Below are 17,477 nucleotides of genomic sequence, written 5' to 3'. Positions count from 1 at the left end.
GCAGACAGCCACGCACCGACACACACGATGACCTCGGCGAACGTCACCCCCACAGGCCGGTGACCAGCTCAAACGCCTTCTTCAAGTCTGCGAATAGCTCATCAGACGCTATTCGTCCCCTTACTAGTACATCGAGATGTGCACGTGGTCGAAGTGGTTGGCGGTGATCCCGCCGCGGTTGGCCATCGACCGCCAGCCGGGAAAGCCCAGGTTGTAGATCCGCTGCCGGTAGATCACGTACTTCACGCCGAGCTTGCCGCCGTTCTTGATGGCCCAGGCGGCGATCTGCTCGCCCATCGCGACGCCGGCGGGCGAGGGCATCGCCCCGCCGGAGCTGAGCATGAAGTCGCATGCCCGGCCCAGCGGGTGCTCGCCACTGTTCTCGGGGCGGTAGCAGCCGACGGGGAACCGCAGCGGGAAGTGGTCCTTGACCTCGGCGCGCATCAGCCGCATCCGCGGGGTGATGTTCTCGCTCCCGGTCGGCAGCTCGGGCGCCCAACTGCCGTTGGCCTGCTTGCCCGGGGCGGTGGGCACGAGCCGGTCCAGCTTGTCCTTGATCTGGCCGATCAGTTTCTCGGCGTCCCTGCGCTGGGCGGTCACCTCGACGACGTCGTCGCGCAGGCCGTCGGTCAGCGCGGCCGCGTCGTCGGCCGCCTTCTTGCGGGCGTCACGGGCCGTGGCATATCGGCCGATCTCGGCGGACTGCTCGGCCTGGAGCTGTTGCAGCATCGCGGCGCCGCCGAAACCGGGCGACATGATCTCGCGCATCATGCCGAGGCCGCTGCCCGCCTGGTAGCTGAGCTGGGCGATGTCGCCCACCTGACCCTCGGAGGCGGTGAGCTCGGTCTCCGCGGCCTTCAGCCGCTCGCGGGCCTTCTTCTCCGCGTCCTTGGCCTTGGCGACCGCGACGCGCTTGGCGTTGTACTGGGCGATCAGCTTGTCGACCTGCTTGCCGAGGGCGGCGAGCTGTGCCTTGAGCTGTTTCTCGGTGGGTTTGGGGGCGGCGGCGGCGCCGGTCGTGGACGGGCCGAGCACCAGGGCGGCCACCATCAGAGCGCAGGCGGCCACGGAACCGTGGCGGCCGGAAGACAGGGGCAGAGCCCGCTCCTCTCCATCTGCCGACCGGGTTAGCTGACGGGTTCGGGCCGGAGACGCCCTACCACACGCGTGGATTCACCCCAGAGGAACCGATGGGTCCCCGGCTCCCAGGCGGGGCACCTGGGATTAGGCGGACCGGCCGTTACGGCCGGTGTGTGATGGATGGTAGTGGTAGATCCGTATTTATGGCGACCCCGGAGGTGACGTCCCCCGACGTGGCGTGCGCGGGGTCACCGCCGCCGCGTCCGCGGCGGGCCGTACAGGGCGGGCGCGGTCACGGCTGCTCGCGTAGCATCCGGGCGGCCTCCTCGGGCAGCACGTCGTTGACGAACGCGCCCATCGCCGACTCCGACCCGGCCAGGTACTTCAGCTTCTGCGCCGCCCGCCGGATGCTGAACAGCTGCAGGTGCAGGTAGGCGAGGTCGCGCCCGGTGCGCACGGGCGCCTGGTGCCAGGCCGCGACGTAGGGCATGGTGACCCCGAACAGCCCGTCCAGCCGCCGCAGCACGTCGGTGTAGAGCGGGCCGAAGGCCGCGCGCTCCTCGGCGTCCAGCTCGCGAAGGTCGGCCGCCCTGCGGTTGAGGTAGACGTGCACCTCGAACGGCCACCGCGCCGCCGCGGGGACGAACGCCGTCCAGTGCTCGTTGGAGGCGACCACGCGCGTCTCGGCCTTGCGCTCGGTGGCCAGCACGTCCGCGAACAGGTCGCCGCCCGTGCGCTCGCGGTAGCGGGCCGCCGAGGCCAGCATCTGCCGCGTGCGAGGCGTCACGTACGGATAGGCGTAGATCTGGCCGTGCGGGTGCGCCAGCGTGATGCCGATCTCGGCGCCGCGGTTCTCGAACGGGAACACCTGCTCCACGCCCTCCAGCCGCGAGAGGTGGTCGGTGCGGTCGGCGAGCGCCACCAGCACCAGATCGACCTGCTCGGGAGACAGCCGGGAGAAGGAGGAGTCGTGCCGGGAGGTGAAGCACACCACCTCGCACCGGCCGACGCCGGGCCGCACCTCGCTCAGGCCGCCCACGTCCTCGTAGTGGCCCAGGTTGAAGCTGAAGGACGGGAAACGGTTCTCGAACACCGCGACGTCGTAGTCGGCGGCGGGGATCTCGGTCGCGTGGCCCGGCCGGGAGGGGCACAGAGGGCATTCGTCGGTGGGAGGCAGGAACGTGCGGCCCTGGCGGTGCCCGGCGATGGCGATCCACTCGTCCATCACCGGGTCGTACCGCAGCTCCGAGGCCGCGGGGCGCGGGGGCAGCTCGCGGGTGTCGGCGGCGCCGCGGTCGGCGTTCTCGTCGTGGTCGAAGTAGATGAGCTCTCGCCCATCGGCGAGCTGGGTGACGGTCCGCTTCACCGGGCCACCTCCTGTCCGGCGGCCGGCTGAGCCGCCTGTCCTGTCGTGTCGGCGGTCCGGGCCGCCCGTTCTGTTCCCGGAGCGCGGTTCGCGCGTCCGGACCCGCCGGCGTCTCGCGCCGGCTCGGTCGGTGGCGCCGTCCCCGCAGGGTCGACCAGCAGCAGCGTGCCGGCCTGCTCGGACAGCGCCGATCTGGCCTCCTCCGGCAGGCCGGTGTCGCTGATCACGACGTGCGCCTCGTCCAGCTTGGCGATCGTGCTGATGCCGACGGTGCCCCACTTGGTGTGGTCGGCCAGCACGACCAGCCGCTGCGCCGCCGCGACCAGTTCGCGGTCGGTCTCGGCCTCAAGGATGTTGGGGGTGGTGAAGCCCGCCCTGGGGTTCATGCCGTGCACGCCGAGCATCAGCGTGTCGACGTTGAGCGCGCGGATGGCCGCCACGGCGACCGGCCCCACCAGCGCGTCCGACGGCGTGCGCACCCCTCCGGTGAGCACGACGGTCTGGTCGGCGCGCCCGGCCCGGTGGAAGACGTCGGCGACCTGGACGGAGTTGGTGATGACCGTGAGGTGGGGGACGTCGGCCAGGTGATGGGCCAGGGTCCAGGTGGTCGTGCCGGCCGACAGCGCGACCGCGCTGCCCGGGCGCACCAGCTCGGCGGCGCGGCGGGCGATCGCCTCCTTCTCGGCCTGCTGGCGCACCGACTTGGCCGCGAAGCCCGGCTCCTCGGTGGACCCCGCGCCGGTGGCGGTGGCGCCGCCGTGCACCTTGTCCACCAGCCCGCGCTCGGCCAGCGCCTCAAGGTCGCGGCGGATCGTCATGTCCGACACCCCGAGCTCGCGCACCAGGTCGGCGACCCGTACCGCGCCGCTCCTGCGGACGCGCTCGAGGATCGCCTGCTGCCGTTGCTGAGCCAGCATCGCCTCACCTCTCCACCAAGTTCCATCAAAATACTACATAATCTGACCTGCGCCTTGTTGGAACGTGAGGGGCGATGGTGGGGCGGGTGGACGGTCCCGGGTGGCGGCTCCGGGGGCTTTCTTTGGCGTTTGGGCCTTGTACCGGCTCGGGCGCGGATGCATGGTGGGGAGCACGACCCGTACCGATGGGGAGGCCGAGATGGCGAGACGCGCGCGTAAGAGCCGGGCCCGCAAGAAGAGGAAGGCCAACCACGGCAAGCGGCCCGTCTCCCGCTGACCCTCCCCACGCCGGCCGTCACCTCGTCATCGCGTCGGCCGTGCGGGCCTGCCGGAGGTGACCCCGCGTCGTCTCCCGGCCGGGTGCCGGGGGCGGTGACGCGCGACGGGGCCGAGAGTACCGCGCTCCCTCGGCCCGCGCGTCAGCCGCCGCGCCCCCAAGCGGCCAGCAGGCGGGTCTGCGGGTCGGTGCCCTCGGGCAGCGGCGGGCGCTCGGCGATCACCCCGGCCTGCCGGTAGCCCTCCTCCGCTCCGGCGAACCACTCGGCGCACACCTCGACCAGCTCGGGATCCAGCCGCTCGTCACCGCCGATCGCCCTGGCGAGGTCCCACGTGTGGATGAGGGTGTCGGCGAACAGCTCGGCGATGTACTCCGCCCCGGAGACGTCGCCGAACGACAGGTGCACCGTCCGCGTCAGGACGTCGGCCGCCTCCATGGCGCGCGCCGCCGCGGCCGCCGCCACGTCGAACGCCTTGACCGGGTCGTCGCCGAGCAGGTCGCCCTCGGTCAGCTCGGCGGCCTCCGCGGCCTGCCGTCCCGCGAGCAGCTGCGGCGCCAGCAGGCTCTCGCCCACCAGATGGTCGACCATGCCGTGGACGTCCCAGCCGGCGCAGGCCGTCGGCAGCCGCCACTGATCGGCCCTGACCTGGTGAACGTGCGCGCCGAAGGCGTCCAGGGCCCTGCGATAGGCCTCGCGGATGTCCATCGTCATCATGTCCCTCCCGCGTCGTCCAACCGACGTTAACCCGGCCGCGGACCCCCCGTCAGGGGCGAGGACGGAAGGGACGCCGGGGCGGCGGGCGCGGTCGCGGGACGTTATCGCAGAAGGCTCAGGGTGTCCTCCACCGCCCGGTGGAAGGTCGGGTAGGCGTAGATCATGCTCGTGAGCCGGTCGAGCGGCGTGCGTTCATGCACGGCCAGCGTCAGCAGGCCCAGCACCTCACCGCCGCACGGCCCCGCCACCGTCGCGCCGACCAGCGCGTCCTCGTCGGCGACGAGCTTGACCAGCCCCACGCCGCGGTGGATCCACCCGCGCGCCGAGGAGGCGACGGGCGTGGCCGCCGTGCGCACGGCGAGGCCACGCTCGCGGGCCTGCCGTTCGGTCAGGCCCACCGCGCCCACCTCGGGGTCGGTGAAGGTCACCCTAGGCACCGCGCGGTAGTCCGCCGCCGGGCCGTGCTCGCCCAGGATGTCGGCCAGGGCGACGCGCGCCTGGTACACCGCCACGTGGGTGAACGCGCCCTCGCCCGTCACGTCTCCGACCGCCCACACCCCCTCGGCGGCCCTCATGCGGTCGTCCACCTTGATCACCTGCGCCGACTCCTCCAGGCCGACGGCGCCCACGCCGATGGCGGCCAGGTCGCAACGCCGCCCGGTGGCCACCAGCAGCCGCTCGGCGCGGTGACTGCCGTCCTCGGTCATCACGGTGAAGGCGGAGCCATGGTGGTCGACCCGGGTGACCTTGGCGTCCGTGCGTACCGTGATGCCCTCCTTGGCGAAGACCTCGGCGAGCAGCTCGCCGGCCTCCGGCTCCTCGGACGGAAGCAGGCCGCCGGCCGCCTCCAGGACGGTCACCTCGGCGCCGAAGCGGCGCAGCACCTGGCCGAACTCCACGCCGACGGCGCCGCCGCCCAGCACGATGATCGACTCGGGCGCCCGTTCGGCCTCGGTCGCCTCGCGGTTGGTCCAGTACGGAGTGCCGGCCAGCCCGGCGATCGGCGGCACGGCCGGCTGCGAGCCGGTGGCGACGACGATGCCGCGGCGGGCGCGCAGCACCCGTGAGCCGTCCACCGTGACCTCGCCGGGGGCCGTGATCCTGCCGCGGCCCCGTACCAGCGTGCCGCCCTGGTCGTGGAAGCGGTCGGCGGCGACCTTGTCGTCCCAGTTGTCGGTGGCCTCCTCGCGGATGCGCCGGGCCACGGGCGCCCAGTCGGGCACGACCGTCGCCTCGCCCGCCATGGACGGGATGCGTCCGCCCTCGGCCAGCAGATCGGCGGCGCGCACCATCATCTTGGTCGGCACGCACGCCCAGTAGGGGCATTCCCCGCCCACCAGGCGGGACTCGACGCCGGCGACGGCCAGACCGGCCTCCGCGAGGCGTCCCGCGACCTGTTCGCCTCCCGGTCCGAGCCCCAGGACGACGACGTCGAACTCTTCGATATCGGCAGCCATGGCCTTCCCCTGCCCAAGCCCCGCACCACCGACACGGTCACCACCAAGATCTTCCCCGGTCGTGTCCCGGTGGGCGGGGGCCCGCGCTTCGGCCCCGCCGGAGGAGAAAAAGCGGGAGCGGCCGAAAAATAAGACGGCTCGAAGTCGGTGGTGGAAATGGAAAGGCCCGGGCGGAGAACGTGCCTCCTGCCTGGGCCTTCGTGCTGAGAGCGGACGACGGGAATCGAACCCGCGTAGCCAGTTTGGAAGACTGGGGCTCTACCATTGAGCTACGTCCGCGCGAGCCGGTCGCCGTCTGGTCTAGACTTCTCCCGGTCGTCAGGACGTAAGCGTACCGGAGATTGCGAGTGCGCGAGCGGCCCGATGCTCCGGGGTGTAGCGCAGCTTGGTAGCGCGCCTGCTTTGGGTGCAGGAGATCATCGGTTCAAATCCGGTCACCCCGACGTGCCCGGCGCCGGGCGGCGCCGATGCGACGGCGACGCCGGGCCCGGCCGTCGGCGGCGGGCCCCAGGGACGACGCTCTAGCGGGCGTGAAAGGTTCATCGTGCCGCCGGTGCGATCGGCGGCGTTCTTCCTGCCGGCGCGCGAAGCGCGGGACGGGTCCGCCCGGCGGGTCCGGCGAAGGCCCGCCGGTTCGCGAGTGGACCGAAACCCTGCGGGCAACGTGCTGACCGCTGGTCAGCGCTCCGCGCGAAACAGGGCCCAGACGGCCTTGCCACCCTCTTCCAGCGACTCCCAGCCCCACGCCTTGCTGTAGGTGTCGACGATGTAGAGGCCTCGTCCGTGCTCGGAGACGAAGTCGGGTTGCCTGCGGGTCGGCGCCTCATCGCTGGGATCGGAGACCGCCAGCAGCACGTGCTGCGACATTCGCAGGAGCAGCAGCGTTATCGGGTGGTCCTCATAGCGGCGGGCGGTGTGGCAGGCATAGCGCACGGCGTTGGTGACCAGTTCCGACACCACGAGGGTCGCGTCGTCGCCGATCTGGGGGCAACCCCAGCCGCTCAGGGTCCTGCGGGTCACGTCGCGGGCCGTTTTCACGGAATCGGCCTGGGGGCGGAGCGGGCAGGTGGTGCGGTCTTCATGTCGACCGGCACGTAATATGCGCCGAAATCCCACTTCAGGCGTTGCTTCCAGGCAATGAGCCGCGGATAGGGGCTCCAGCATCCTGCTGATACCTCCCACCATCATTGTGTCTCCGCAGCCAGTGCCGTTATAGGGGTTAGTGCACCTTAAGCCCAATATGCACTAGGCCATCATGGGTCAGTATTCGGCTTGGTGCAAGACCCAAATGCACGTGCACCTGCGCCGTGCAGGCGCAAGAACCGTCCGTGATGTCACCCCGCCGTCGCACTGATGCGACCGGCGCGCCCGACGCGCGGCCCAGACCTTGTCACGAGAGCCGGAAGTGGTGACACTGTGTGGGCTGGCCCGAGAAGAGAAGGAGGCCGAATGACGCAGTTCCAGCCCGGATCCGGTCCTACGGCTCTCCGCATCCTGCTGGGGTCCCAGCTCCGCCGGCTTCGCGAACAGAAAGGCATTTCGCGAGAGGAGGCCGGACATCTGATCCGCGGTTCCGAATCCAAGATCAGCCGGATGGAGCTCGGCCGGGTCGGGTTCAAGGAACGCGATGTGTCCGACCTGCTCGCCTATTACGGCGTCGAGGACGGCGAGGCGCGCTCAACGGTGATGGAGTTGCTGCAGAGGGCCAACGAGCCCGGCTGGTGGCACCGCTTCAACGACCTGCTGCCCTCGTGGTTCCAGGCCTACGTCGGCCTGGAGGAGGCGGCGTCCCGCATCCGCACCTACGAGGTGCAGTTCGTCCCCGGCCTGCTGCAGACCAAGGAGTACGCCCGCGCCGTCATCAGGGCGGGCGCGACGGGCGTCGGGGCGGCCGAGATCGCGCGGCGCGTCGACCTGCGCATGGAGCGCCAGCGCGTGCTCGACCGGGTCAACGGCCCGGTGTTCTGGGCGGTGATCGACGAGGCGGCGCTGCGGCGGCCGATCGGCGGCGCGGACGTCATGCGGGGCCAGTTGCAGCACCTGCTCGAGCTCATGCGCCAGCCGAACATCACGATTCAGGTCATGCCGTTCAGCTACGGCGGTCACAGCGCCGAGGGCGGGGCGTTCAGCGTGCTCCGCTTCGAAGACAATGAGCTTCCCGACGTGGTATACGTCGAGCAGCTCGCCAGCGCGCTGTACCTGGACAAACGAGACGAAGTGGACCGTTACAGCGAGGTCATGGAGCGGTTGTGCGCCGTCAGCACCACCCCCGAGGCCACGGTCGACATTCTCCAAAAGATCATCTCTGAGAGATTCTGACGCCTGTCGGTGACGCCGAAGGTGCTCGTCTGCCCTAGACTGGCAAGCGGCGCTGGACACCCGCCACTATTGAGCACGCCCAGACATGGTTGTGCCGGTTGGCCCGTGCACTGAGCCGCCCATGTGGGCGCGGCGCGCGAGCATGTCGCGGGTCGCCGTACGACATGACGCCGCCCGCGATCACCAGAAGCTTGACCAAGGAGACCACCCCGTGAAGACCGCTGTCGAGGAGCTCAGCCCGACCCGGGTGAAGCTCACCGTCGAGGTGCCGTTCGAGGAGCTCGAGACGAGCATGCAGGCGGCGTACAAGAAGGTCGCGCAGCAGGTGCGCGTCCCCGGCTTCCGCCCCGGCAAGGTTCCCGCCCGCATCATCGAGCAGCGCTTCGGCCGCGCGGTGGTTCTGGAGGAGACCCTCAACGAGGCCCTGCCGAAGCTGTACGGCCAGGCCGTGGACGAGAGCGACGTCTTCCCGGTCAGCCAGCCGGAGATCGAGGTCACCAAGATCGACGACGGCAAGGAGGTGGAGTTCACCGCCGAGGTGGACGTCCGCCCCGCCTTCGACGTCCCCGACTACGAGGGCCTCGAGGTCACCGTCCCCTCGGCCGAGGTCTCCGACGAGGACATCGACACCCAGATCGACGCCCTGCGCCAGCGCTTCGCCACGCTCACCGGCGTCGAGCGCGCCGCGGGCAACGGCGACTACGTCGTGATGGACCTCTCGGCCACCATCGACGGCAAGAACATCGAAGAGCAGCAGGCTTCCGACGTCTCCTACGAGGTGGGCGCGGGCTCGGTGCTGCAGGGCCTGGACGACGCGCTGGTCGGCATGTCCGCGGGCGACGAGAAGTCCTTCACCACGACCCTCGTCGGCGGCGAGAACGCCGGCGAGGAGGCCGAGGTCACCATCACGATCAAGAGCGTCAAGGAGAAGGTCCTCCCTGAGCTCGACGACGAGTTCGCCGGCCTCGCCAGCGAGTTCGACACGCTGGAGGAGCTGCGCGAGAGCCTGCGCGCCCAGGCCCGCCGCAACAAGCTGGTCGACCAGGTCGTGCAGGCCCGCGAGAACGCCGTGGCCGCCGTGCTCGACCAGATCGACATCCCGCTGCCCGACAGCGCGCTCAAGGCCGAGCTGGACGCCCGCAAGCACAACCTCGAGCACCAGATCGCCGAGAGCGGCCTCAGCCGTGAGGCGTTCTTCCGGCTCTACCAGACCACCGAGGACGAGCGCTTCGCCGAGTTCGAGGAGAACTCCAAGAAGGCGATCAAGACGGGCTTCCTGCTCGACAAGATCGTCAAGTCCGAGGACATCGGGGTGAGCGAGGAGGAGCTGACCAACTTCGTGGTCCGCCGCGCGATGCAGCTCGGCGTCGCCCCGAACACCCTGGCCCAGCACCTCGCCGACAACGACCAGCTCACGCTGGCCATGGTCGAGATCGTCCGCGACAAGGCCAAGACCGTCATCGGCGACGCCGTCAAGGTGACCGACGAGGCCGGCAACGAGGTCGACCTCAAGGCCATCTACGCCGAGCTGAACGAGGGCCAGGAGGACGCCGAGGGCGCCACCGCGGCCGCCGCCCAGCCGGCCGAGTGACCCCGGCGTCCGCCGGCCCACGGCCGGCGGCGCCGCGCGAAACTCCACGATGCCTCCGCCGCGTCCTCGCGGCGGGGGCATCGCCGTCTCGTGGGCCGTCACGGCGTGAGCGCCGCCGTCCCGGCGGGCCGCCGCGTGGTGCGCGTCGCCGTCCCGGCGGGTCGCCGCGGCGTGAGGATGCACGTTCGGATTCACCGGCATATGCAGGATGCGCACACCTTTAAGTGCACCTTGGGGTGATTATTGGCGGATCCCGGGCAACTCAGACCTGTGAAACGGGTACGCGGGGACGCCAATGGTTGAGGGCCACGTCATCGTCGCCGTGGTCATCGCGGTGATCATGCTCGTGGGGCGGGGGCTGGGACGCGGCTTCGGCATCCCCGCGGCGATCCCGCTCGTCCTGCTCGGGCTGGCCGCGAGCTTCGTGCCGGGCATGGGCAAGGCGGCCGTGCCGCCCGACGTCATCCTCACCCTCTACCTGCCGCCCCTGGTCTACCGCGCGGCCTTCCTGACCGCCCCGCGCGAGACCAAGGAGGACGCCGTCCCCATCTCGGTGATGGCCTTCGGCCTCACCTGCGTGACCGCCCTGGCCGTCATGGCCGCCGTGCGCCTCGCCGTGCCGCAGATCGGCTGGCCGGTTGCGCTGGCGCTCGGCGCCGCGGTCGCACCCACCGACCCCGTGGCGGCGACCTCGGTCATGAAGCGCCTGGGCGCCCCCCGCCGCCTGGTGACCATCCTGGAGGGGGAGAGCCTGGTCAACGACGCCGTGGCTCTCACCCTGTTCGGCCTCGCCCTCACCGCGATCACCGAGCCGGTCACCCTCTCGGAGGGCGGCCTGATGCTGGTGCGCATCGTGGCGGGCGGCGTGCTGTACGGCCTGGTCCTCGGCTGGGTCGTGGCCCGGCTGCGCGGCCGGATCACGGACAACGGCGCGCAGATCGTCGTGTCGCTGATCACCCCGTTCGTCGCCTACCTCCCCGCCGAGCACTTCGGCTTCTCGGGGGTGCTCGCCACCATCACCACCGGCTTCTACCTCGGCGTACGGGCCCACGGCCTGCTCCAGCCCTCCTCCAGGCTCACCGGCGACGCCTTCTGGGAGGTGCTGGTCCTGCTGCTGGAGTCCAGCCTGTTCGTCCTGCTCGGGCTGGAGATCCGCCAGGTGCTGAACGGGGTGACGGACTATTCCTTCGCCACGCTCGCCGGCACGGCGCTGATCGTCCTCGCCGTGGTCGTGCTGATGCGCCTGGCGTGGACCATGGCGGTCTTCCCGCTGGCCAAGTGGCTGCCGGGCCGGCATCTGTCCTTCGACGGCATCGGGCGGGCGCAGCGGCTGGTCATGGGATGGGCCGGGATGCGCGGGGCCATCACCCTCGCCGTCGCCCTGTCGATCCCGCTCACCGTCCCCAACCGGCCGCTGCTCATCTTCCTGGCCGCCGTGGTCGTCATGGCCACGCTGATCGGCCAGGCGACCACGCTGGCCGCGCTGCTGCGGCGCTTCGGGCTCGGCGAGACGCAGGAGTCGGTCATCGAGGAGGCCAAGGCCCGCCAGGCGACCGTGGAGGCGGCCCTGTCCAGGCTCGACCACCTGGCCTCCGAGGGCGAGGTGGACGAGCACACCGCCGGCGTGTTCCGCCAGCTCCTGGAGCTGCGCCTGGACACGGTGCGTGCGATACTCGATGAGGACGACGACGAGGACGGAACCTCGCCCGACTCCGGCACCCGCGGGCTGCGCAGGCAACTCGCCCACGCCCAGCGGGAGAAACTGGACGAGCTCTACTCCAAGGGCAAGATCAGCGCGGCGACGCAGCGGCACCTCATCCACGAGCTGGACCTGGAGGATCGCCGTCGCGCCTCGGGGTCCCACTGACCTCCCGGTACCTGCGCCGACAGCGAACAGTGTCGAGACCGGGACTGACCGGTCGGCGCCGCGCGTTAAGGTCACAAGCAAAGCCCATCGATTACGACGCATCGGAAGGTGACGCTGTGACCAGCCCGCCGACCTCTAACCAGCCCACGAGCTTTGGGCCGGAGTCGCGTGGCCGTGAGAACGGCTCGTTCCGCCTTGAGGATCAGCTATACAACCGTCTGCTGCGTGAGCGCATCGTGGTGCTCGGCACCCAGGTGGACGACGAGGTCGCCAACCGCATCTGCGCTGAACTGCTCCTGCTTGCCGCCGACGACCCCGACCGCGACATCTGGCTGTACATCAACTCCCCTGGTGGTTCGGTCACGGCCGGCATGGCGATCTACGACATGATGGAGTACGTGCCGAACGACGTCTGCACCGTCGCCATGGGTCTGGCCGCCTCGATGGGGCAGTTCCTGCTGTGCGCCGGCGCGACGGGCAAGCGGTACGCGCTGCCGCACGCCCGCATCATGATGCACCAGCCCTCCGGCGGCATCGGCGGCACCGCCGCCGACATCGCGATCCAGGCCGAGCAGATGCTGTACGTCAAGAAGACCTTGGCCGAGCGCATCGCCCACCACACCGGCCAGCCGCTGGAGCAGATCGAGAAGGACTCCGACCGCGACCGCTGGTTCACCGCCGAGGAGGCCAGGGACTACGGCTTCATCGATAACGTCGTGCGCAGCGCGCGGCAGGTGCCCTCTGAGGGCGCCGTCTCCTGAAGGGGCAACTCGTGAGTGATCTGATCCGGCCGGGGGACATCAACGGCCGCTACATCATCCCCTCGTTCGTCGAGCGCACGACGTACGGCGTCAAGGAGATGAACCCCTACAACAAGCTGTTCGAGGACCGCATCATCTTCCTCGGCGTGCAGATCGACGACGCGTCGGCCAACGACGTGATGGCCCAGCTCCTCACGCTGGAGTCGCTCGATCCCGACCGCGACATCAGCATCTACATCAACTCGCCGGGCGGGTCGTTCACCGCGATGACCGCGATCTACGACACCATGCAGTTCGTCCGGCCCGAGATCCAGACCGTGTGCCTTGGCCAGGCGGCCTCGGCCGCGGCGGTGCTGCTGGCCGGCGGCACGCCGGGCAAGCGCTTCGCCCTGCCGAACGCCCGCGTCCTGATCCACCAGCCCTCCACCGAGGGCGGCGGCCAGGGAAGCGACATCGAGATCCAGGCGCGCGAGATCCTGCGCATGCGCGCGCTCCTGGAGACGATCGTCGCCCGGCACTCGGGCAAGGCGCCCGACGAGGTCCGCCGCGACATCGAGCGCGACAAGATTCTCAACGCCGACGAGGCCAAGGCCTACGGCCTGATCGACGACATCATCCCCTCACGGAAGAAGCGCGCTCAAGCCGTTGCTTCCTGAGGACGCGGATCGCACCGGAACGGTGCCCAATTGGGCACGTTCCGGTGCGACTCACCGCTAGGGGGCGCACTGAGGGCCCAGAAGACGGTAACGTCGAAACCTGAGCGGGATGACTTTTCGGACCGAGTCCGCAAGATTCGGATCGCGGAGCAGGCGGTCCCACGCAAAGGAGTATCTGGGGTGGCACGCATCGGCGACGGCGGAGACCTGCTGAAGTGCTCGTTCTGCGGGAAGAGCCAGAAGCAAGTCAAGAAGCTCATCGCCGGACCAGGCGTCTACATCTGCGATGAGTGCATCGATCTCTGCAACGAGATCATCGAGGAGGAGCTCTCCGAGTCCTCCGAGCTCAAGTGGGACAGCCTGCCCAAACCGAGAGAGATCTACGAGTTCCTCGACGCCTATGTCATCGGCCAGGACAAGGCGAAGAAGGCCCTCTCGGTGGCGGTCTACAACCACTACAAGCGGGTGCAGTCCGGCGAACGCGGCCGAGACGACGGCCTGGAACTGGCGAAGTCCAACATCCTCTTGCTCGGCCCTACGGGCTCTGGCAAGACCCTTCTGGCGCAGACGCTGGCGAAGATGCTGAACGTCCCGTTCGCCATCGCGGACGCCACGGCGCTCACAGAGGCGGGGTACGTCGGAGAGGATGTCGAGAACATCCTGCTCAAGCTGATCCAGGCGGCCGACTACGACGTCAAGAAGGCCGAGACGGGCATCATCTACATCGACGAGGTCGACAAGATCGCCCGCAAGAGCGAGAACCCCTCGATCACCCGGGACGTCTCGGGCGAGGGCGTGCAGCAGGCCCTGCTGAAGATCCTCGAGGGCACCACCGCGAGCGTGCCCCCCCAGGGCGGCCGCAAGCACCCGCACCAGGAGTTCATCCAGATCGACACCACCAACGTGCTGTTCATCTGCGGTGGCGCCTTCGCCGGGCTCGAGAAGATCATCGAGTCGCGCATCGGCAAGAAGGGCATCGGCTTCAACGCGATCATCCACTCCAAGGACGACATCGACGCCTCGGACATCTTCGCCGACGTCATGCCGGAGGACCTGCTGAAGTTCGGGATGATCCCCGAGTTCGTCGGCCGCCTTCCGGTGATCACCAGCGTGCACAACCTCGACCGCGAGGCGCTCATCCAGATCCTCACCGAGCCGCGCAACGCGCTGGTCAAGCAGTACCGCCGGCTGTTCGAGCTCGACAACGTGGAGTTGGAGTTCACCGACGACGCGCTCGAGGCCATCGCCGACCAGGCGATCCTGCGCGGCACCGGCGCCCGCGGCCTGCGCGCGATCATGGAGGAGGTCCTGCTCTCGGTGATGTACGAGGTGCCGTCCCGCCAGGACGTCGCCCGCGTCGTCATCACCCGCGAGTCGGTCCTGGAGCACGTCAACCCGACCCTGGTGCCGCGCGACCAGCTCAACGCCAAGCAGCAGCGCACTCCCAGGGAGAAGTCCGCCTGACCGGGCGGCCCCGCCTTTCCGGCACGGGCGCCGCGTGATCGCGGAGCGGCCATCGAACCGCTCGTGATCTCGCGGCGCCCGTCGCCGTCTCTCCGTCCCGCTCCGCCCGTCGCCGTCCGTCCGCCATCACGCGGGGTTCATGGCCGCCCTCGGGCCGGCGATCGGCTTTCCCACCGGGTGGGCGCGGCAGCGGAGGTCGTGCGGCGCGCGGGCGATACCGGACGAACATCTCGCGCGTGTTACGCACCGTAGCGAGACCGTACTTTCAGTCGTGCCGAAGATGCCTTTTCGGTGGCCGTGACCATAATCCCGATAACGGGCGCCGGGTCGTTGCGACACGGACGGCACGCCGCCGTCCCTACAATTGGGACTGTGACAACGCCTGAGCTGCCTACCCAGTACGCGCCCGCCGACGTCGAGACCCAGAGCTACGAGCGCTGGGTCGCCGAGGGGTACTTCACGGCGGACGTAGGCAGCGGGCGAGAGCCTTACACCATCGTGCTGCCGCCGCCCAACGTCACCGGCGTCCTGCACATCGGCCACGCCCTCGACCACTCCATCCAGGACGCCCTGAGCAGGCGCGCCCGCATGCGCGGCCACGAGGCGCTGTGGCTGCCGGGCATGGACCACGCCGGCATCGCCACCCAGAACGTCGTCGAGCGCGAGCTGGCCAAGCAGGGCCTCTCCCGGCACGACCTCGGCCGCGAGGCGTTCGTCGAGCGCGTCTGGCAGTGGAAGGAGGAGTCCGGCGGGCGCATCCTGGGCCAGATGAAGAAGCTCGGCGACAGCGTCGACTGGTCGCGCGAGCGCTTCACCATGGACGAAGGGCTCTCCCGCGCCGTCCAGACCATCTTCAAGCGGCTGTACGACGACGGGCTCATCTACCGCGCCGAGCGCATCATCAACTGGTGCCCGCGCTGCCTCACCGCGCTGTCCGACATCGAGGTCGACCACGGCGACGACGAGGGCGAGCTGGTCTCCATCCGCTACGGCGAGGGGCAGGGGGCCATCGTGGTCGCCACCACCCGCGCCGAGACGATGCTCGGGGACACCGCCGTCGCCGTCCATCCCGCCGACGAGCGCTACGCGCATCTGGTGGGCACGCAGGTGGAGGTGCCGCTGACCGGGCGGATGATCCCCATCGTGGCCGACGAGCACGTCGACCCCTCCTTCGGCACCGGCGCCGTCAAGGTGACCCCGGCGCACGACCCCAACGACTTCGAGATCGGCCGCCGGCACGGGCTGCCGTCCATCACGGTCATGGACGAGCGCGGCGTCATCACCGCGCACGGCCCGTTCCAGGGCCTCGACCGGTTCGAGGCCAGGCCCGCCGTCGTGGCGGCTCTGCGCGCCGAGGGCCGCATCGTCGCCGAGAAGCGCCCCTACGTCCACGCCGTCGGCCACTGCTCGCGCTGCAAGACCGTGGTCGAGCCGCGGCTGTCGCTGCAGTGGTTCGTCAACGTCCAGCCGCTGGCCAAGGCCGCGGGGGACGCCGTCCGTGACGGCCGCACCCGCATTCACCCGCCCGAGCTGGCCAAGCGCTACTTCGACTGGGTCGACGACATGCACGACTGGTGCATCTCGCGTCAGCTGTGGTGGGGCCACCGCATCCCGGTGTGGTACGGCCCCGAGGGCCAGGTCGTGTGCGTGGGGCCCGACGAGCAGGCCCCCGCCGGCTATGTCCAGGACTCCGACGTGCTCGACACCTGGTTCTCCTCGGGCCTGTGGCCGATCTCGACCCTCGGCTGGCCCGACCGCACGGCCGACCTCGAGCGGTTCTACCCGACCACGGTGCTGGTCACCGGCTACGACATCCTGTTCTTCTGGGTCGCCCGCATGATGATGTTCGGGCTGTACGCCATGGACGGCACGCCGCCGTTCCGCACGGTGGCCCTGCACGGCATCGTGCGCGACCAGTACGGCAAGAAGATGTCCAAGTCCTCCGGCAACGTCATCGACCCGCTCGACTGGATCTCCCGGTACGGCGCGGACGCGACGCGCTTCACCCTGCTGCGCGGGGCCGGCCCCGGCTCGGACGTCGCCATCAGCGAAGACTGGGCGGCGGGCTCGCGCAACTTCTGCAACAAGATCTGGAACGCCACCCGGTTCGCGCTGCTGAACGGCGCGACCGTCTCCGGGGCGCTGCCGGCGCCGGGCGAGCTGACCGTCGCCGACCGGTGGATCCTGTCGCGGCTGCGGGCGGTCACCGGCGCGGTGGACGCCGCCTACGAGGACTTCGAGTTCGCCAAGATCTCAGACCAGCTCTACCACTTCGCGTGGGACGAGGTCTGCGACTGGTACGTCGAGCTCGCGAAGATCCAGATCGCGGCGGGCGGTGAGGTCGCCGACCGCACCCGCCTGGTGCTGGGCCACGTGTTCGACGCCCTGCTGCGGTTGCTGCACCCGCTGGTGCCGTTCGTCACCGAGGAGCTCTGGCGGGCGCTGACCTCCGGCCCGTCCATCATGGCGGCCTCGTGGCCGGCGGTGGCCGGGGAGTACGGCGACCAGGCGGCCGAGGAGGAGATCCTGGCCCTGCAGGAGCTCATCACCGAGGTCCGCCGGTTCCGTTCCGACCAGGGCCTGAAGCCGGGTCAGCGGGTCGCGGCCAGGCTCACGCTCGACGGCACGGCGCTCGCGGCGCACGAGCCGGCGATCCGCAGCCTGCTGCGGCTGGACGATCCCTCCGAGTCGTTCACTCCGACGGCGCGGCTCGCGGTGGGCACGGCCTCGATCGAGATCGACACCGCCGGCGCCATCGACGTCGCGGCCGAGCGCAGGCGCATGGAGAAGGATCTCGCCGCCGCGCGCAAGGAGGCGGCCCAGGTCGTCGCGAAGCTCGCCAACGAGCAGTTCATGTCCAAGGCTCCCGATGACGTCGTCGCCAAGGTCCGCGCCCGTGCCACCCAGGCGGACGCCGACATCGCCCGCCTCGAGGCCCAGCTGGCCGCCCTGCCGGCGAGCTGAGGCTCGCGGGCCGACGGAGTGAGGCCCCCGCCGTTGGCCACTG

Annotated in this window: 14 protein-coding genes, 2 tRNA genes and 1 riboswitch; of the genes, 9 read left to right on the top strand and 7 right to left on the bottom strand. The window is 70.1% G+C overall.

What is annotated here, in order from left to right; genetic code table 11:
* Nucleotides 1-123 precede the first annotated feature (123 nt).
* The 3 genes from ACFQSB_RS39145 to ACFQSB_RS39135 all read right to left on the bottom strand — a co-directional run bounded on the left by ACFQSB_RS39145 (nt 124) and on the right by ACFQSB_RS39135 (nt 3,363).
* A complete protein-coding gene (locus tag ACFQSB_RS39145; RefSeq protein WP_380832345.1) occupies nt 124-1,068 on the bottom strand; it encodes a coiled-coil domain-containing protein in 945 nt (314 codons plus the stop codon).
* Between the two features lie 34 nt (nt 1,069-1,102).
* A riboswitch (cyclic di-AMP (ydaO/yuaA leader) is annotated at nt 1,103-1,241 on the bottom strand.
* 131 nt (nt 1,242-1,372) lie between these two features.
* The gene (galT, locus tag ACFQSB_RS39140) at nt 1,373-2,446 is read right to left on the bottom strand and encodes a galactose-1-phosphate uridylyltransferase (RefSeq protein ID WP_380832344.1); all 1,074 of its coding nucleotides are present in this window, start codon (nt 2,444-2,446) and stop codon (nt 1,373-1,375) included.
* Nucleotides 2,443-3,363 (bottom strand): DeoR/GlpR family DNA-binding transcription regulator, encoded by a 921-nt coding sequence (locus ACFQSB_RS39135; RefSeq protein ID WP_380832342.1) that lies wholly within the window; start codon nt 3,361-3,363, stop codon nt 2,443-2,445. The genes galT and ACFQSB_RS39135 overlap by 4 nt, the downstream gene beginning before the upstream one ends.
* 199 nt (nt 3,364-3,562) lie before the next feature.
* Here ACFQSB_RS39135 and ACFQSB_RS39130 point away from each other — a divergent pair, with 199 nt between their 5' ends.
* Complete coding sequence (locus ACFQSB_RS39130) at nt 3,563-3,640, top strand: 50S ribosomal protein bL37 (RefSeq protein WP_380832349.1); 78 nt, start codon at nt 3,563-3,565, stop codon at nt 3,638-3,640.
* A 142-nt stretch (nt 3,641-3,782) separates the two neighbouring features.
* Here the strand turns inward: ACFQSB_RS39130 and ACFQSB_RS39125 are convergent, their stop codons facing one another.
* From ACFQSB_RS39125 to ACFQSB_RS39115, 3 genes are all read right to left on the bottom strand, one after another.
* Nucleotides 3,783-4,352, bottom strand: a complete 570-nt coding sequence (locus ACFQSB_RS39125) for a TIGR03086 family metal-binding protein (RefSeq protein WP_380832340.1) — start codon at nt 4,350-4,352, stop codon at nt 3,783-3,785.
* Nucleotides 4,353-4,456: 104 nt separating this feature from the next.
* On the bottom strand, nt 4,457-5,812 hold the full coding sequence (locus ACFQSB_RS39120) for a dihydrolipoyl dehydrogenase family protein (RefSeq protein ID WP_380832338.1): 1,356 nt from the start codon (nt 5,810-5,812) through the stop codon (nt 4,457-4,459).
* Between the two features lie 208 nt (nt 5,813-6,020).
* Nucleotides 6,021-6,091 (bottom strand) — tRNA-Gly (locus ACFQSB_RS39115).
* Nucleotides 6,092-6,181: 90 nt separating this feature from the next.
* Between ACFQSB_RS39115 and ACFQSB_RS39110 the strand changes: the two genes are divergently transcribed.
* Nucleotides 6,182-6,255 (top strand) — tRNA-Pro (locus tag ACFQSB_RS39110).
* A gap of 235 nt (nt 6,256-6,490) precedes the next feature.
* Here ACFQSB_RS39110 and ACFQSB_RS39105 read toward each other — a convergent pair.
* Nucleotides 6,491-6,976 carry an ATP-binding protein gene (locus ACFQSB_RS39105; RefSeq protein ID WP_380832336.1) on the bottom strand — a complete coding sequence of 162 codons (486 nt, stop codon included), beginning with the start codon at nt 6,974-6,976 and terminating at the stop codon, nt 6,491-6,493.
* Between the two features lie 285 nt (nt 6,977-7,261).
* Here ACFQSB_RS39105 and ACFQSB_RS39100 point away from each other — a divergent pair, with 285 nt between their 5' ends.
* The 7 genes from ACFQSB_RS39100 to ACFQSB_RS39070 all read left to right on the top strand — a co-directional run bounded on the left by ACFQSB_RS39100 (nt 7,262) and on the right by ACFQSB_RS39070 (nt 17,434).
* Nucleotides 7,262-8,131: a helix-turn-helix domain-containing protein gene (locus ACFQSB_RS39100; RefSeq protein ID WP_354850681.1), complete on the top strand. Its 870-nt coding sequence runs from the start codon at nt 7,262-7,264 to the stop codon at nt 8,129-8,131.
* 211 nt (nt 8,132-8,342) lie between these two features.
* Nucleotides 8,343-9,722: a trigger factor gene (tig, locus tag ACFQSB_RS39095; protein ID WP_354931754.1), complete on the top strand. Its 1,380-nt coding sequence runs from the start codon at nt 8,343-8,345 to the stop codon at nt 9,720-9,722.
* A gap of 295 nt (nt 9,723-10,017) precedes the next feature.
* On the top strand, nt 10,018-11,589 hold the full coding sequence (locus ACFQSB_RS39090) for a Na+/H+ antiporter (protein ID WP_380832334.1): 1,572 nt from the start codon (nt 10,018-10,020) through the stop codon (nt 11,587-11,589).
* Between the two features lie 116 nt (nt 11,590-11,705).
* The gene (locus ACFQSB_RS39085; protein WP_354850690.1) at nt 11,706-12,350 is read left to right on the top strand and encodes a ClpP family protease; all 645 of its coding nucleotides are present in this window, start codon (nt 11,706-11,708) and stop codon (nt 12,348-12,350) included.
* A gap of 11 nt (nt 12,351-12,361) precedes the next feature.
* On the top strand, nt 12,362-13,006 hold the full coding sequence (locus ACFQSB_RS39080; protein WP_380832333.1) for an ATP-dependent Clp protease proteolytic subunit: 645 nt from the start codon (nt 12,362-12,364) through the stop codon (nt 13,004-13,006).
* A gap of 180 nt (nt 13,007-13,186) precedes the next feature.
* Nucleotides 13,187-14,470 (top strand): ATP-dependent Clp protease ATP-binding subunit ClpX, encoded by a 1,284-nt coding sequence (gene clpX, locus ACFQSB_RS39075; RefSeq protein ID WP_354850697.1) that lies wholly within the window; start codon nt 13,187-13,189, stop codon nt 14,468-14,470.
* Nucleotides 14,471-14,833: 363 nt separating this feature from the next.
* Entirely contained in the window at nt 14,834-17,434 is a 2,601-nt protein-coding gene (locus ACFQSB_RS39070) for a valine--tRNA ligase (protein WP_380832347.1), read from the top strand.
* Nucleotides 17,435-17,477 lie beyond the last annotated feature (43 nt).

This window comes from Sphaerisporangium rhizosphaerae (assembly GCF_042665155.1).
In the GTDB taxonomy this organism is placed as follows: Bacteria; Actinomycetota; Actinomycetes; order Streptosporangiales; family Streptosporangiaceae; genus Sphaerisporangium; species Sphaerisporangium rhizosphaerae.
Note: the sequence above shows the minus strand (reverse complement) of the source record. Positions and strands in the feature narration are given on the sequence as shown.